Annotated in this window: 19 protein-coding genes and 1 pseudogene; 7 read left to right on the top strand and 13 right to left on the bottom strand. The window is 70.7% G+C overall.

Annotated elements, in window-relative coordinates; genetic code table 11:
- The first annotated feature begins 30 nt into the window (after positions 1–30).
- Positions 31–627, top strand: a complete 597-nt coding sequence (locus ACIBHX_RS05785) for a TIGR03086 family metal-binding protein (protein WP_397064576.1) — start codon at positions 31–33, stop codon at positions 625–627.
- A 35-nt stretch (positions 628–662) separates the two neighbouring features.
- On the opposite strand, the gene ACIBHX_RS05780 is transcribed toward ACIBHX_RS05785, so the two are convergent.
- Positions 663–1421, bottom strand: a complete 759-nt coding sequence (locus ACIBHX_RS05780; RefSeq protein WP_397064574.1) for a crotonase/enoyl-CoA hydratase family protein — start codon at positions 1419–1421, stop codon at positions 663–665.
- Between the two features lie 143 nt (positions 1422–1564).
- On the opposite strand from ACIBHX_RS05780, the gene ACIBHX_RS05775 reads away from it, so the two are divergent.
- Together ACIBHX_RS05775 and ACIBHX_RS05770 are read left to right on the top strand one after the other, a co-directional pair.
- On the top strand, positions 1565–2548 hold the full coding sequence (locus ACIBHX_RS05775) for a pirin family protein (protein WP_397064572.1): 984 nt from the start codon (positions 1565–1567) through the stop codon (positions 2546–2548).
- Positions 2545–2853: a tetratricopeptide repeat protein gene (locus ACIBHX_RS05770; protein ID WP_397064570.1), complete on the top strand. Its 309-nt coding sequence runs from the start codon at positions 2545–2547 to the stop codon at positions 2851–2853. Before ACIBHX_RS05775 ends, ACIBHX_RS05770 begins: the two co-directional genes overlap by 4 nt.
- Before the next feature lie 237 nt (positions 2854–3090).
- Here ACIBHX_RS05770 and ACIBHX_RS05765 read toward each other — a convergent pair.
- Positions 3091–3561, bottom strand: a pseudogene (locus ACIBHX_RS05765) (DJ-1/PfpI family protein); the annotation flags it as partial.
- Positions 3562–3694: 133 nt separating this feature from the next.
- Positions 3695–5398, bottom strand: coding sequence for an acyl-CoA dehydrogenase family protein (locus ACIBHX_RS05760; protein WP_397064569.1), 1704 nt, complete (start codon positions 5396–5398; stop codon positions 3695–3697).
- A gap of 31 nt (positions 5399–5429) precedes the next feature.
- Here ACIBHX_RS05760 and ACIBHX_RS05755 point away from each other — a divergent pair, with 31 nt between their 5' ends.
- Positions 5430–6149, top strand: coding sequence for a PaaX family transcriptional regulator C-terminal domain-containing protein (locus tag ACIBHX_RS05755; protein ID WP_397064567.1), 720 nt, complete (start codon positions 5430–5432; stop codon positions 6147–6149).
- Here the strand turns inward: ACIBHX_RS05755 and ACIBHX_RS05750 are convergent.
- From ACIBHX_RS05750 to ACIBHX_RS05735, 4 genes are all read right to left on the bottom strand, one after another.
- A complete protein-coding gene (locus tag ACIBHX_RS05750; RefSeq protein ID WP_397064565.1) occupies positions 6139–7155 on the bottom strand; it encodes a hypothetical protein in 1017 nt (338 codons plus the stop codon). The genes ACIBHX_RS05755 and ACIBHX_RS05750 overlap by 11 nt on opposite strands.
- 65 nt (positions 7156–7220) lie before the next feature.
- Positions 7221–7502, bottom strand: a complete 282-nt coding sequence (locus ACIBHX_RS05745; protein WP_397064563.1) for a hypothetical protein — start codon at positions 7500–7502, stop codon at positions 7221–7223.
- Positions 7456–8604, bottom strand: coding sequence for a glutamate--cysteine ligase (locus ACIBHX_RS05740; RefSeq protein WP_397064561.1), 1149 nt, complete (start codon positions 8602–8604; stop codon positions 7456–7458). Before ACIBHX_RS05740 ends, ACIBHX_RS05745 begins: the two co-directional genes overlap by 47 nt.
- 36 nt (positions 8605–8640) lie before the next feature.
- Positions 8641–9348: an SDR family oxidoreductase gene (locus tag ACIBHX_RS05735; RefSeq protein ID WP_397064559.1), complete on the bottom strand. Its 708-nt coding sequence runs from the start codon at positions 9346–9348 to the stop codon at positions 8641–8643.
- A 103-nt stretch (positions 9349–9451) separates the two neighbouring features.
- Between ACIBHX_RS05735 and ACIBHX_RS05730 the strand changes: the two genes are divergently transcribed.
- Together ACIBHX_RS05730 and ACIBHX_RS05725 are read left to right on the top strand one after the other, a co-directional pair.
- Positions 9452–10282 carry a helix-turn-helix transcriptional regulator gene (locus ACIBHX_RS05730; RefSeq protein ID WP_397064557.1) on the top strand — a complete coding sequence of 277 codons (831 nt, stop codon included), beginning with the start codon at positions 9452–9454 and terminating at the stop codon, positions 10280–10282.
- A 72-nt stretch (positions 10283–10354) separates the two neighbouring features.
- Positions 10355–11377, top strand: coding sequence for a zinc-dependent alcohol dehydrogenase family protein (locus tag ACIBHX_RS05725; protein ID WP_397064555.1), 1023 nt, complete (start codon positions 10355–10357; stop codon positions 11375–11377).
- A gap of 4 nt (positions 11378–11381) precedes the next feature.
- Here ACIBHX_RS05725 and ACIBHX_RS05720 read toward each other — a convergent pair whose 3' ends face one another.
- Genes ACIBHX_RS05720 through ACIBHX_RS05710 form a run of 3 tightly spaced genes read right to left on the bottom strand, consistent with a single transcriptional unit; the run spans position 11382 to position 12689 of the window.
- The gene (locus tag ACIBHX_RS05720; RefSeq protein ID WP_397064553.1) at positions 11382–11810 is read right to left on the bottom strand and encodes a YdeI/OmpD-associated family protein; all 429 of its coding nucleotides are present in this window, start codon (positions 11808–11810) and stop codon (positions 11382–11384) included.
- Complete coding sequence (locus ACIBHX_RS05715) at positions 11807–12154, bottom strand: VOC family protein (RefSeq protein WP_397064552.1); 348 nt, start codon at positions 12152–12154, stop codon at positions 11807–11809. The genes ACIBHX_RS05720 and ACIBHX_RS05715 overlap by 4 nt, the downstream gene beginning before the upstream one ends.
- Before the next feature lie 10 nt (positions 12155–12164).
- The gene (locus ACIBHX_RS05710; RefSeq protein ID WP_397064550.1) at positions 12165–12689 is read right to left on the bottom strand and encodes a carboxymuconolactone decarboxylase family protein; all 525 of its coding nucleotides are present in this window, start codon (positions 12687–12689) and stop codon (positions 12165–12167) included.
- Positions 12690–12708: 19 nt separating this feature from the next.
- Between ACIBHX_RS05710 and ACIBHX_RS05705 the strand changes: the two genes are divergently transcribed.
- Positions 12709–13467, top strand: coding sequence for an SDR family NAD(P)-dependent oxidoreductase (locus ACIBHX_RS05705; RefSeq protein WP_397064549.1), 759 nt, complete (start codon positions 12709–12711; stop codon positions 13465–13467).
- Here the strand turns inward: ACIBHX_RS05705 and ACIBHX_RS05700 are convergent.
- The 3 genes from ACIBHX_RS05700 to ACIBHX_RS05690 all read right to left on the bottom strand — a co-directional run bounded on the left by ACIBHX_RS05700 (position 13416) and on the right by ACIBHX_RS05690 (position 14701).
- A complete protein-coding gene (locus tag ACIBHX_RS05700) occupies positions 13416–13619 on the bottom strand; it encodes a hypothetical protein (RefSeq protein WP_397064548.1) in 204 nt (67 codons plus the stop codon). The genes ACIBHX_RS05705 and ACIBHX_RS05700 overlap by 52 nt on opposite strands.
- 357 nt (positions 13620–13976) lie before the next feature.
- The gene (locus tag ACIBHX_RS05695; protein WP_397064547.1) at positions 13977–14483 is read right to left on the bottom strand and encodes a sensor histidine kinase; all 507 of its coding nucleotides are present in this window, start codon (positions 14481–14483) and stop codon (positions 13977–13979) included.
- The gene (locus tag ACIBHX_RS05690; RefSeq protein ID WP_397064545.1) at positions 14471–14701 is read right to left on the bottom strand and encodes a hypothetical protein; all 231 of its coding nucleotides are present in this window, start codon (positions 14699–14701) and stop codon (positions 14471–14473) included. Before ACIBHX_RS05690 ends, ACIBHX_RS05695 begins: the two co-directional genes overlap by 13 nt.
- Positions 14702–14851: the final 150 nt, after the last annotated feature.

The following is a 14851-nucleotide window of genomic DNA, read 5'->3' as shown; positions in this document are numbered from 1 at the left end:
AGATAATAAGCTCTTGCACATCATAAGCTCATGCCTACTAACTTGGACATCGTCGCCCTGGACGCCGTCGCGGTCCGCACCAGCGTCGACCTGGCCGCCCAGGCCAAGCCCGCGGACCTGGCGCGTCCCACGCCCTGCGTCGGGTGGACGCTGCACGGGCTGCTGGCGCACATGGCCACGCAGCACTACGGCTTCGCCGCCGCCTCCCGCGGCGAGCCGGACCTGGCGCTGTGGAAACTGCGCTCGCTCGGCGATGACCCGGTCGAGGCCTACCGCGCCTCGGCCGAGCACGTCCTGGCGGCCTTCACCCAGGACGGCGTCCTGACCCGCGACTTCCCGCTGCCGGAGTTCACCGCCGCCCAGATCTTCCCGGCCGAGCAGGCGATCGGCTTCCACTTCATCGACTACGTGGTCCACTCCTGGGATGTCGCCAGAACCCTCGACCTCCCGTTGAGCTTCACCCAGGACGTCCTGGACGCCGCGCTGCCCATCGCCCAGGCGGTCCCCACCGGCGCGGCCCGCCAGGTCCCCGGCGCGGCCTTCGCCCCCGAGGTCCCCTGGACGGGCGGCACCACCCTCGACCGGATCCTCGCCCTCCTCGGCCGCGACCCCGCCTGGACCCCCTGAACCTCACCCTGGCCGGGTCGGCCGCACAGCCACGGTCATGACGGTGACTGTGGGCGGAAGGCGCCGTGGCGGCCCTGGCCGGAGGTGAAGCGGGCGGCGCCGTCGACGGCGTCGGGCAGGGAGACCAGGCCGTGGCGCAGTTCGTTGCGCAGGGCCTCCTCCTCCGGCAGCGGCGCCTGCTCGAGGGCCGACAGGCGGTCGCCGCGCAGGCAGAGCTGGGGGAAGGCGGCGATCTCCCTGGCCAGGGCCTCCGCCTGCCGGCGGGCCTGACCGTTGGGGACCACCCGGTTGGCCAGGCCCATCGCGTACGCCTCCTGGGCCATGACCGGGCGGCCGGTGAGGATCAGGTCGAGGGCCCGCGACAGGCCGATGAGGCGCGGCAGCCGTACCGTGCCGCCGTCGATCAGCGGGACGCCCCAGCGGCGGCAGAAGACGCCGAAGACCGCGTCCTCCTCGGCGACCCGCAGGTCGCACCAGAGGGCCAGCTCGAGGCCACCCGCGACCGCGTGACCGGAGATCGCGGCGATGACGGGCTTCGACAGGCGCATCCGGGTGGGGCCCATCGGGCCGTCGCCGTCCTCGCCGACGTGGTTGTCCAGGGTCTTCAGGTCCGCGCCCGCGCAGAACGTGCCGCCCTCGCCCCACAGCACGGCCACCGCCGCGTCGCCGGCCTCGAACTCGCGGAACGCGTCGGCCAGCGCGTCGGCGGTCTTGCGGTCGACGGCGTTGCGCACCTCGGGCCTGCTGAGCACGACGGTGAGGACGGGCCCTTCCCGCTCGATCCTGACACTCATGGCATCTCCCAACGCTCCATGTGACAGCCTCCCCCATGGAGCCTTGGTGTCAACGCCCGGCGGTCGCACCTGCTGGGAATTTATCTCGCGCGGGGAATGTTGTGCGGGGCGACTGTTTAAGATTCAACAGATCTGGAGGGGCCATGCCAGCCATCACCACCGACACCCTGACGCTGCCCCGCGTCGTCGTGACCGACCCCGCCGCGGCCACCCAGCGCCCGGTCAGGTCGGTGACCACCGCGCCCAGCGACTTCGAGGGCGAGGGCTTCCCCGTACGGCGCGCGTTCGCCGGAGCCTCATTCGCCGACCTCGACCCGTTCATCCACATGGACCAGATGGGCGAGGTCGAGTACGCGCCCGGCGAGCCCAAGGGCACGCCCTGGCACCCGCACCGCGGCTTCGAGACCGTCACCTACATCATCGACGGCATCTTCGACCACCAGGACTCCAACGGCGGCGGCGGCACGATCACCGACGGCGACACCCAGTGGATGACCGCCGGCTCCGGGCTGCTGCACATCGAGAAGCCGCCGGAGCACCTGGTCGTGTCCGGAGGGCTGTTCCACGGGATCCAGCTGTGGGTCAACCTGCCGCGCGCGCACAAGTTCCACCCACCGCGCTACCAGGACATCCGCGGCGGCCAGGCCAAGCTGCTCGCCTCGGCCGACGGCGGCACCCTGCTCCGGGTGATCGCCGGCGAGCTGGACGGTCACCAGGGGCCCGGGATCACGTTCACCCCGATCACGATGGTGCACGCCACCCTCGCCCCCGGCGCGACGCTGGACCTGCCGTGGAACCCGGGCTACAACGCGCTGGCCTACGTGCTGGCCGGCCAAGGCTCGGCGGGCACCGGGCACGCGCCGGTCCGCAAGGGGCAACTGGTCACCTTCGGGCCTGGCGGGGCGCTCACGCTGGCCGCCGACCAGCGCCAGCCGCAGGCCGAGCCGAACCTGGAGGTGCTGCTGCTCGGCGGGCAGCCGATCCGCGAGCCCGTCGTGCACTACGGCCCCTTCGTGATGAACACCCGCGCGGAGATCCTGCAGGCGATGGAGGACTATCAGGCCGGCCGCCTGGGCGTCGTCCCCGCCGCCCGGATGCCGCACACGCACGGAAAGGACCAGCCATGACCCTGGCCGAGGAGTACGCCCGCGGCCGGATGTTCTTCGAGCTCAAGGACTACATCGGCGCCGCCCGCATCCTGGCCCCGGTGGCCGCCGCCGAGCCGGGCAACGTGGCGGCCCGGCTGCTGCTGGCACGCGCCTACTACCACTCCGCCCAGCTGCGAGGCGCCGAGGCGGAACTGCGCGAGGTCATCGAGCGCGCTCCCACCGAGGAGTACGCCCACCTGCTGCTCGGCCGTACTCTCCAGCGGGCCAACCGGCACGCCGAGGCGGAGACCTACCTCCGCCTTCACGCCGCGATGACCGGCTGACCGAGATCGCCCCCGGCCGCTGTGCCGGCCAGGGGCGATCAGGTGAAGCGTCAGTCGTGCCAGCCGCCGGCGTCGAGGAAATCTTGCCAGGTGGTGTAGGGGGCCTCGGGATGCCGCTGGTGCAGGATCTCCCCCGGCAGGGTCATGGGCGGTGCCTTGCGCCGATCGGCGAGGCACTGCGCGACCATGGCGTCGGTCAGTGCGCGGGCGCCGCCGTGGCGGGGGGACGAGGGCCAGCGCCAGATCGATGCCGGCCGTGACGCCTGCCGAGGTCACGACCGGTCCGTCACGGACGAAGATGGCATCGGGCTCCACGGTGACCCGCGGGAACCGCGACGCCAGTTCAGCGCAGGCGGCCCAGTGTGTGGTCGCCCGCCGCCCGTCGAGCAGGCCGGCCTCCGCCAGCAGGAGCGCACCCGTGCACACCGACGCCACCCGGCGCGCGCGACCACCGATGTCACCCAGCAGGTCCAGGAACGCCCCGCCGGGCCGGTCGCCGTCCGGCGGCGCGTACCCAGGCACCAGCAGCGTGTCGATCGGTCCTACGAGCTCGCCCAGAGCCAGGTCGGCCCCCAGCGGCACACCGACATCCGTGCGCACCGGCCGCCCGTCGATGGACGCGTGCCGGATGCGGTAACCACCGGAGCCGTGCAGAATCTGCACCGGCCCCGCCACATCCAGCAACACCACACCGTCATAGACCGCCACCACCAGGTCCTTCACGGTGCCAAGCCTGGCGACTCCGGCGAGAGGTCCACAAGGACGGCTATCCCACAGATCCGGACATGCGGTGCTTGGCTCACCGTGGGCGCTGACCGGTGCCAGTCAGACAGCGCGATGGTCAGAGCGTGAGCGCCCCAGATACGAGGTCGTCGAAGCGCTCCAGGTTCTCCGCCGGACGGTCGATCCCGCGCAAGGGACCGTGATCGGCGAGGTGCGTGTCGGCGTACAGCCGCGCCACCAGCGTCTTGCGATCACCGTGCCCGTTGCGCTCCTCCCACCCCGCCTGCTCCAGTAGCAGAGCCGCCGCGTAAACGTCTGCCATCAGCTGGGCCAGCGGAAACAGCCGTGCCTCCGCAACTTCGGGGCTCAGCGACGACCAGGCCGTGATCGCCTTGCGAAGGTCGTCGATCCGCTCGCGCACCAGATCGCCCGACCCGGCGGGAGCCTGAGAGACGGCGGTCTCGATTCGGTCGAGGAACGGCTCGTGCGCGTTCTCGCGGAGCATGGCGCGGCGGACGTCGAGGCAGAGGATGTTGTCGCCGCCCTCCCAGATGGGGTTGACCTGGGCGTCGCGCAGCAGGCGGGCGACGGGCCACTGCTCGATGTAGCCGTTGCCGCCGTGGATCTCGATGGCGTCGGTGGCGGCGGTGACGCCGAGCCTGGCCACGCGCAGCTTGATGACGGCGGGTGTGAGGCGCTGCCGGTTGATCAGGCCGTCGAAGACCATGGCCTGGGCGGCCTCGACCTCGACGATCAGCTCGGCCAGTTTGCGGCGCATGAGCGGCTGCTGGATGAGCGGCTTGCCGAAGGCCTCGCGGGCGCGGGCGTAGCAGATCGCCTCGACCAGCGCGCGGCGGGCCACGCCGACGCCCATCATGGCGACGCCGAGCCGCGAGGCGTTGGTGAGCTTCATCATCGTGCCGAGCCCCGAGCCTTCCGAGCCTTCGGCGCTGGCCAGCAGGAACGCCTCGGCGTCGGTGAACTCGACCTCGGCCGAGGCGACCGATCGGGTGCCCAGCTTGTCCTTCAGCCGACGGATCCGCACGCCGTTGCGCGAGCCGTCGCGCCGCTCCCACAGCACGAGGAACGGCTTGACCTCCTGCGAGGCGAGCCGGGCCAGCACGACGAACGCCGAGCCGTTGGCGTTGGAGGCGAACCACTTGAAGCCGTTCAGCAGCCACGATTCGCCGTCCTGGACCGCCGAGGTCTCCAGGGCCGCCAGGTCGGAGCCGCCGGTGCGCTCGGTGAACATCTGAGCGGCCTCGCCGGAGTAGAACCCGTTGGCGAAGATCTCCCGCACCCGGGCGAGTACGTCCGGCGGTGCGTGCTTCTCGGCCAGCGAGACCACCATGTCGCCGCCTGTGCCGAGCGCGCATCCCATCCCGATGTCGGCCTGGTCGAGCAGGTATGTCCAGGCCGCTCCGAGGGCGGCCGAGTTCGCGCCGTTGTCGAGGGCCTGCCGGACGAAGGCCGGGTTGAGGAAGTTGTGCTCCATCATCGCCTCGCGGGCGGTGTGGAAGGAGGGGGGCATGACGACCTGGCTGACGTCCCTGCCCCAGCGGTCGTACTTCTCCAGCCGCGGCGGGTTGCGGTCGGTCTCCTCCGCGCACTCGGCGACCACCCCTCCGGTCACCTTGCCCAGCTCCTCCAGGTACGGCACGGCCCAGCCGTACCCGTCGCCGAGGTGACGGCGCATGAGCAGCCGCAGGGTCGGGTCGATGGCCCACCAGTCGCGGCCCACGGCGCCCTGGTAGCGCTCGGTCGCGTAGCGGTCCCCATGATTCGCGCTGCCGTCGAACGGCTCGATGAGATAGCGGCCCATGCCTCGGAGTGTTACATATACTCGACACGCGATGGAAGAGCGTAATGGAACTCTGAGCGCGCGGTCGGCGGTGCTCAGCGCGCTGCTGGGCAGCCACCCGCCCGAGCTGGCCGCGCGCCACCTGGTGCGCATCGGCGGCCTGTTCGGCATCGCGGAGGGCACGGTGCGGGTGGCGCTGTCGCGGATGGTGGCCGCGGGCGACCTGATCCAGGTCAACGGCCGCTACACGCTGTCGGAGCGGCTGGTCGAGCGCCAGGCCAGGCAGGACGAGAGCCGCGACCCGCACACCAGGCCGTGGGACGGCACCTGGGAGATCGCGGTCGTGACCGCCGAGCGCCGGGCCCCGGCGGACAGGGCGGCGTTCCGGCACGTCATGGGCGCGCTGCGGATGGCCGAGCTGCGTGAGGGCACGTGGCTGCGCCCGGCCAACCTGATCAGGCTCTGGCCCGACAGCGTGCGCGCGCAGTGCACACTCATCGACGGCCGCCCGCAGGACGACCCCACCCCGCTGCTGTGGGACCTGGACGGCTGGGCGGCCGAGGCGCGCCGGCTGGAGCGCGAACTGGCGCGCGCCGATGGGCTGGCCGAGGGGTTCCTGGTGTCGGCGGCGGTGCTGCGCCACCTGTTGAAGGACCCGCTGCTGCCGCCGGAGCTGCTACCGGACGACTGGCCGGGAGCCGAGCTGCGCCGGATCTACGACGGTTTCGACCGCGCCTACCGGGCCACGCTCCTGGAGCACCTCAGAGATTGACCCCGTAGACGATCCGCATGTCCCTGAACTCGGTGACGGACCAGAGCCGGCCGCCCTGCACGGTCAGGTCCTCGTTGCCGATCGGGAACGGGCGGGCGGTGAGCGCGCCGTTCTTCCAGACCAGCAGCTTGCCGTTGGTGTGGGAGTCGGCGGCCTGGCTGAGGTACCAGGTGCCGCCGGAGCACACGGCGCCCTGGATCTTCTTCTGGCCCATGACGTAGCAGTCCCTGGGCACGCCCGTCATGTCCAGGTCCCAGCGGGCGACGCGGCCGTTGGGGTCGGTCTCCAGGTATTCACCGGAGATGAGCGTGTGCGGGGTGGTCGAGCGGTCGATCGACACGAACGAGAAGATCGCGCCCTTGGTGGCGAGCTGCCAGGAGTCGACCTGGGGCAGCAGGTAGCGGTAGCCGAAGGCGTGGAACTTGCCGTCGTGCCGGCCGAGCAGCGTGGGATCGCCCAGATCGTTCTGCGCCGTGCGGATGTCGAGCAGGTGGTTGGTGTCGAAGACGCGCAGGCCGTGGCTGGTGTCGGCGACGTAGATGAGGTCGCCGTGCCAGGCGATGCCGCCGGCGTGGATGTTGATCGCCTTGTAGTCGCCGTCGGGGGTGGCCTCGACGAACAGCGCGTGCTGGTACTTGAACGTCGACGGGCTCAGGAACGTCGCCCTGATCCCGCGCTCGACGACGGGCGGTTCCGGCTTGAAGTACCAGCTGGCCACGAACACCGGCACGCCGGCCTGCCCGGAGTCCTCGCCACAGGTCAGGCCCTGCGGATACCAGTCGAGGGTGTCCTCGTCCTTGGGGTCGAAGGCGTACCACTCCACCGGCTTCGGGTTCATCTTGCCCAGCGCCGCGGCCGCGCCCCGGCGGGTGGCCTTGCGGTTGCCCTGCGCCAGCAGCGCTTCCACGGAGGTGCTGCCGATGTCCCTGGCCAGTTTGGCCGCCCCCTCGGCCAGGGTGCCCGTCGCCCGCCGCAGAGTGAACGGGGCCTTGTCCGTCGGAACCATATGTCCTCGCTTTGCCGTCTCGTGTGGTCAGTTTGACGGACAGTGGGCGACCAAAGTTGCGAGATTCACCACATGTGTACCGGCAGTCCGGACAGCGCCTTTTCCCGATAGCGCCGCACCAGTAGTTGCCAATCGCCGGAGAAGTTCTCTTTCTGCCACGCGGCTCCGGTAGGGCCAAGCCGTACGCGCTGCCTGATGACGTCCAGCGCGGCGTCGGCGTCGGACGGCACCACGCCGGCGTCCAGCAGCGCGGCTCTGCTCTCGGGCAGCAGGTCGAGGATCAGGTCGTCGGCGCGGAACTCACCCTTGAAGCCGGGCCAGGACAGTTTGGCCTCCAAGCCGTGCATGGCGGCGCGGTAGAAGTTCTGGTAGGCCTCGGCGAAGCGGTAGCCGGTCAGGTCCCGCTGGGCCTGCGACAGCGTGAGGCCCAGGAGGAAGGCCGTGTTGGCGGCCATCCGCGCTGGAGGGCCCCGCCGGCAGGGCGCGCATCTCGATGCGCAGGTGGCCACCGTCGGCCGGGTCGTAGACGGGACGGTTCCACTGCCAGACGGTGCCCTGCTGGAGTCGGAGCTCGGCCAGTTCGGTCTTGTCGTCGCTGTCGGAGATCTGGGGAACCACCGGCTCGTAGTCGCGCACGTAGCGCTCGAACAGCTCGTAGGCCCCCTCACGCACCCAGTCGGAGCCGAAGGTGACCCGCCCGTCGCGCCGGAAGCGCCGCCCCACGTCGCGGTCGTCGGCCGCCTCCTCCATCAGCGCGATCCTGGTCTCCTCCCACAGTCGGCGGCGCAGGAAGAACGGCGAGTTGCCGCAGGCCGCCAGCACCGGGCCGACGGCGAGCTGGGCGGCGTTGAACAGCCGGGCGAAGCGGTCGGGCGGGGTGCGCAGGTGCACCTGCCAGGAGGTGTTGGCGGCCTCCAGGATGACGTCCTCGACGGTGAGCTCCAGATCGTCGATCTTGACGATGAAAGGCTCCAGCCGGAGCCTTCTGATGCCCCTGCTCAGGGCCCGGTAGCGGTTCTCGTCGCTGATGGCCTGACGGGTGAAGTCGCCGGTGCCGAGCGTGGGCAGGATGCCGATCGGCACCACTCCCCCGCCCTCGACGGCCTGGTCGATGCGGGTGATCGTCCGTTGGATCTCCGCGCCCAGCGCCTCGAACGGCCGGCCGGCCAGCGGCCGCGGCGTCAGGTTGACCTCCAGGTTGAAGCGGCCGAGCTCCAGCACGACCCGCGGGTCACCGAGCGCGTCACGGGTCTCGCTGTTGCGCGGCAGCGGCCGCCCCGCCTCGTCGACCAGGAAAAGTTCGAGCTCCGCCCCGATCGTCGTGGGTCCCTGACCGAATCCCGGCTCGTCGAGCAGCTCGCGCAGCACCACGAGCTGCTCTTCGAGGCGCTCCCCGAAGCGGGTGAACTCCGCCTCCGAGAAGCGTTCCTTATCCAGATCCCGTCCCATACCTCCCTACCTGTCCGATAAGGAAGGCCCCACACCTCACCACTGAACGGGTCCCGCATCCTGCAGGTGGGCCCCGCTGGGTCCGTCCGCGTCCAGCGTCGCCAGCTGTACGGCTATCGCGGCGCCCTGCTCCGCGGTGCGGAATCCGGTGTGATCGTTGAGATCCGTGGCGCAGTAACCCGGGTTGGCCGCGTTGACCTTGATCGGGGTGTCCGCCAGCTCCTTGGCGAACGACACGGTGATCATGTTGAGCGCCGACTTGGAGGAGTTGTAGGCGACGAAGTTGGCGTGCCTGAACGGGCTGTCCGGGTCGACCGCCATGCTGAGCGAGCCGAGCTCGCTGCTCATGTTGACGATCCTGCCCGCCTCCGAGCGGCGCAGCAGCGGCAGCATCGCCTGGGTCACGGTGACGACGCCGAACACGTTGGTCTCGTACACCTCGCGGAAGGCCTCCACCGGGGTCGCGCTCGGCACCGGCTCCCGGTATCCGCCGGTGATCCCGGCGTTGTTGACGAGGATGTCCAGCTTGCCGTACTCCTGCTCGATCCACTGCGCGGCGGCCCGCACGCTGTCGGCGTCCGTCACGTCGAGCCGCACGTACGGCTGGCCGAGACGAGCCGCGGCCTCCTTGCCCCGCTGCTCGTCGCGCGCTCCCAGGACGACGGTGATGCCCCGCTCGCTCAGCAGGCGGGCGATCTCGAAGCCGATGCCCTTGTTGGCGCCGGTGATGAGTGCTGTTGTCATGCCCGTCAGCCTGGTCCCGGCCGCCGCGGACCGGGAGAGACCTCCGGAGACTGGGATCTTTGGTACCACCCACGTTCCGGCGACATGCCGGATGATTGATGGTGTGAACCGTTCAGCCCTGGCCGAATTCCTGCGCACCCGACGTTCCCGAGTCACGCCGCTGGAGGTGGGCCTGCCCGCGGGCGGCACCCGCCGCACGCCCGGCCTGCGCCGGCAGGAGGTGGCGCAGCTGGCGGGCATGTCGATCGACTACTACATCCGGCTCGAGCAGGGCAGGGGCCCGAACCCGTCGCGCCAGGTGCTCAGCGCGCTGGCCAGGGCGCTCATGCTCACCCACGACGAGCGCACCCACCTGTTCGAGCTGGGCGGGCAGCGCCTCGATCCGCCCCGGCTGCGCAGCGACGTACCGGACGGGATGCTCCACCTCATCGCGTTCCTGGAGGAGGTGCCTGCCTACGTCATCGACGCCAAGTACGACATCCTCGCCTGGAACCCGATGGCCAGCGCGCTGATGGGCGACCTCGACTCCCAGCCGGCCGAGGACCTGAACGTGATCCGCTGGGTCTTCCGCTCCCCCGACGTGGCCGAGCACCTGACGTATGAGGAGAAGGGCCGCTTCGCCAGGACCTCCGTGGCGGACCTCCGCATCGCCGCCGGCCGGTATCCGGACAACCCGGACATCCAGGCGCTGGTGGCGGAGATGCTGGCGTGCAGCCCGGACTTCGCCCGGCTGTGGGAGCAGCACGACGTCGAGATCCGCAGGGAACAGCGCAAGACGGTCGTCCATCCCGCGGTCGGCACGATCCACGCGATCTGCCAGGTCCTGCCCGTACCGGACCGCGACGACCTGCGGCTCGTCCTCTACACCACCGAGCCGGGATCGCCCTCGCACCAGGCCATGCGCGAGCTGCGGCGGCTGACTGTGACCGCGTGAACGGTTTCCCCCGGTCAGAACCCTCAGACAAGCTCTTGCGCGAGTCACCGCAGGTGACCCTAAGCTCGTGAGATGCGAGCTGTTGCTTTTGACGTCTTCGGTGGTGAGCTGGACGTTCGCGAGGTTCCCGACCCCGCGCCCGCCCCGCACGGAGCGGTGATCCGGGTCGAGGCGACCGGCCTGTGCCGCAGCGACTGGCACGGCTGGCAGGGCCACGACCCCGACATCACCACCTTCCCCCACGTTCCCGGCCACGAGCTGGCGGGCGTCGTCGAAGCCGTCGGCTCCGACGTGCGCGGCTGGCGGCCCGGCGCGCGGGTGACCGTCCCGTTCGTGTGCGCCTGCGGATCCTGTACGGCGTGCGCCGCCGGGCAGCAGCAGGTCTGCGAGCGCCAGACCCAGCCCGGCTTCACCCACTGGGGTTCGTTCGCCGACTACGTGGCCATCTCGCACGCCGACGTCAACCTGATCGCGCTGCCGGAGGAGATGCCGTTCGCCACGGCTGCCGGGCTCGGCTGCCGCTTCGCCACCGCCTTCCGCGCCGTCGTCCAGGTGGGCGGGGTACGGCCGGGCGAGTGGGTGGCGGTGCACGGATGCGGCGGGGTCGGCCTGTCGGCCGTGATGATCGCCTCCGCCGCCGGGGCCCGCGTGGTGGCCGTCGACGTCAGCTCGCAGGCGCTCCATCTGGCGGAGCGGGCGGGCGCCACCCACTTCGTCAACGGCTCCCACGGCGACGCCGCCGACCAGGTGCGCGAGCTGACGCGGGGCGGCGCGCACATCTCCATCGACGCGCTCGGCAGCCCGCAGACCTGTGCCGCCTCGGTCCTCGGCCTGCGCAGGCACGGCCGGCACGTCCAGGTGGGGCTGCTGCCCGAAGGCTCCCTCGTGCCGATGAACCGGGTCATCGCCTACGAACTGCGCCTGCTGGGCAGCCACGGCATGGCCGCGCACACCTACCCGGCGATGCTCGAACTCATCCGTTCCGGGACGCTCCACCCGGACCAGCTCATCACCCGCACGATCGACCTCACCGAAGCAGGCAAGGCCCTGGCGGCCATCGGCACGGTCCCCGGCGTCACCATCATCCGCCCCTGACTCCTCAGCTGAGGGCGGCGACCAGACGGGTGATGCGGCGGGTGCGCGTTTCGGGGGACTTGGAGTCCTCGATGTCGCGGACGTGTTTGCGGCGCAAGCCGTACCCGAGCCGCTCGAAGGCCGCACGTGCCCCGGCCGCGTCGAGGGCTTGAGCCAGGTCGGCGGGGAGGTCGACCGTGCGGGGCTCCGTGTCCAGCCGCAGGTCGACCTCCACCGTCTCGCCGACCGCGATGCCGCTCGCGTCGCGATTGGCGGCGCTGATGCCGATGAGGGTGGTGCCGCGCATGGCCGCGACCCGGCTGCGCCAGGTGTGGCCGTTGATCGTGATCGTCACCTCGGGACGCTTGCCGGCGCCGAGCTCCTCCAGCACCTCGGCCGGGACCTCGACGTTGAGGGCGTTGCCTCCGGGGATGACCGTGGTCTGGAAGATCATGCGGGTGGCTGCGAGAGGCCCACGATGTTGCCGTCGGCGTCCTTGACGGTGGCGATGAGCTTGCCGCCGCCGACGTCCCTGACGTCCTGGAGGGTCTCGGCTCCCGCGTCGAGCAGCGCCTGGAGGCTGGCCTTGATGTCGTCGACCTCCCAGTAGCCGACGGGGCCCGTCAGGCCGCTCTTGTGACCGTTCGGGTCCAGGCCGAGGTCCTGGCCCTCGATGCTCCAGCCCACGTAGTAGGGCGCGTCGTGGTCGGGTGCCCGCCCGAGGAGGGCGCTGAACAGGGCCTTGGCCCGGTCGAGGTCACGGACGGGATAGATGATCGTTTTCACTCCTGTGCTCATGAGGTCGAGGTTACGAGCCGGGCAGGCCGGTTGGCTTCTCCATTCCTGCTATGTCGTCGACCTGGACGCGGAGGGTCTTGAGAACCACCGCGAGCATGTCGTAGTGGGCGACGAGCATGACGAGCTCGATCCGCCCGATCTCGTCGTAGTGCTCGCAGACGGCGGCCCACGTCTCGTCCGTCAGGTCGCCGGACTCGTGCAGTTCGTCGGCCACGCGCAGGACGAGGGCGTCGATGCCGTGCCAGGTCGCGCCGGCCTGCCGTACGGCCTCGATCTCCTGCTCCGTGAGGGCTTCCAGGGCGATGCGGGCGTGCGCGGACCACTCGTAGTCGCTGCCGCGGTGGTGGGCCGTACGGAGGATGGCCAGCTCACGGTCGCGGGCGGGCAGCGTGCCGTCGAGCAGCGCACCGCCGAAGCGGAGCCAGCCGCGGTAGACCCTGGGGTGGCGGGCGAGCGTGGTGAAGACGTTGTAAGGGTTGGCCCGCTGGAACTCGTCCCATTCCGCGGACGGCAGGGGCTGCACTCGGGGTTCCATGGTCACTAGCATCCCGCATATGAACGGTCGTTTAGCGGGGCGCCGGGTGCTCGTGGTCGGCGCGGGCACGAGGCCGTCGGACGAGCCTGATCCGCCGGTGGGCAACGGGCGGGCGATCGCGGTGACGGCGGCACGGCAGGGGGCGCACGTGATCTGCGCCGACGTGGACGCCGCCGCCGCGGCCGAGACCGCCGGCTGGATAAAGCAGGAGGGTGGTACGGCGGGCGTCGTCGCGGTCGATCTCGCCGACAGCACGGCGTGCGAGACGCTTCCCGAGCGGCTGGGGCCGGTGGACGGGGTGGTGCTGAACGCGGGCATCGGAGCCGGATTCACCCTGGCGGGGACGTCCGTGGACGACTGGGACCGGGTGTTCACGGTGAACTTGCGCGCACATTTCGTGATTTGTCGGGCGTTCCTGCCGCACATGCACGGCGGGGCCTTCGTCTTCGTGGGGTCCGTGGCGGGTCTGCGGGCGGGCAGCCGCATCCCGGCCTACGAGGCCTCCAAGGCGGGGCTGATCGGACTGGCCAGGAACGTCGCGCTGGAAGGGGCCCGGCAGGGGGTGCGGGCCAACCTGGTGGCGCCGGGGCTGATCGACACACCGCTGGGACGGGACGCGTCCCGCCACTGGAAGCACCGCGACCAGATCCAGGTGCCGCTCGGCAGGCAGGGCACCGCCTGGGAGGTGGCGAACGTGGCCTGCTTCCTGCTCTCCGACGAGGCTTCCTACGTGACGGGCCAGGTCCTGGCCGTGGACGGCGGGCTCACGCTGCGCTGAGGCGGGCGCGCCTTCCTCCCCAGGGTGGATGGGTCATCCCGTGGGTAGATCGTGACCAGCTTGCCGCTGGAGGCGCGGGAGGCGGCCTTGGAGTTGACCATGACGAGCACGGACGGGCCGCGCAGGAACTTGAAGGCGATCCCGCGGGGCACGCAGTAATCCCAGACCGCCGCGATCGCCCGCTCGGCGTCGTCCAGGCGGGCCGAGACGTGGATCTTCCATCCCTGCCGGGGCAGCGGCGGCCCGTCCGCCGGGGCGTAGTAGAACCAGGTGTCGCCCTGCTCGTGGGCCCACCCTCGGGGGACCTCTCTGCGGGCCGCCGGGAAAACGACGTCCTGGCGCTCCAGGGTGTCGTAAAAGGTGGCGTCGGCCAGACAGAACGCCTCGTACTGGTCTATGACTCGAAATCTTTACCAACCACCGCTTTTTCGTCCAGTAACATACCGCATTATCGAAACGTGACTAATTCCCGCACACTTGTGAATTCCTCATAAATAGCGGGGAAGTCATCAGAATGACATGTGCACCGTGAACGCGAACTGCCCGTTGCACGCGTCGCCGAGGGTCGCCCAGCCGCCCAGCTCCGCCACCCGCTCGGCGAGGTCGGCCAGGCCGATCCCGCCTTCCGCCCGCGAGGGGCGCACGCCGTCGTTCCAGACCGACAGCTCCACGACGCCGCCCCGCTCGACGAGCCTGATGGCGCACTCCTGGGCGGCGGCGTGCCTGAGCACGTTGGTGATCGCCTCGCGCAGGACGTAGGTGAGCGCCTGCGCCATCCGGCCCGACAGGTCCCGGCACCGCACGTTGATCTGGCAGCGCACGCCGACGGACTCGAGCAGGGCCCGGGCCGCGGCCAGTTCGTCCTCCAGCGAGCAGCCGGCGCTGCCGTGCGCGACCGCCCGCACGTCTCCCGCCAGGTCGCGCACCAGCTCCAGCGTCTCACCGACCTCGCCCGCGGCCTTGCCGTCGCCGGTCTCGACCAGGCGCTGGATCAGCCCGGTCTTCAGCACGAGCACGGTGAGCCGGTGACCGACGAGACCCACGCCGGGCCGAGCAGGGCCAGCGGGAGGTAGGTCAGCCAGGCCGCGACCGCGATGGTCCACCAGCCTCCCCATACTCCGGTCAGTGCCCCGAGCGCGTACCGGACGTGGATCGCCAGGACGAACGCCAGGACGAGCGCCGCGGACCACATCTGCGGCGCGCCGGAAAGCCCGGAAAGCACGACGGCGGCCAAGGCGAGCAGGCCGGCTGTCAGGGCGGAAAAACCAAGACATAATGGGAACGACCGGAATACGGTCTTTAAATCGCGTGCTGCTGGATTCACGACTACCCCCGAATCGGGCTCTACTGCCGCGCTTGACTCACGTCCCTAAGCACGCTATGA

This window comes from Nonomuraea sp. NPDC050536, assembly GCF_044457685.1.
GTDB lineage: Bacteria > Actinomycetota > Actinomycetes > Streptosporangiales > Streptosporangiaceae > Nonomuraea.
The sequence above is the reverse complement of the archived record's forward strand: the minus strand, read 5'-3'. Positions and strand labels throughout refer to the sequence as shown.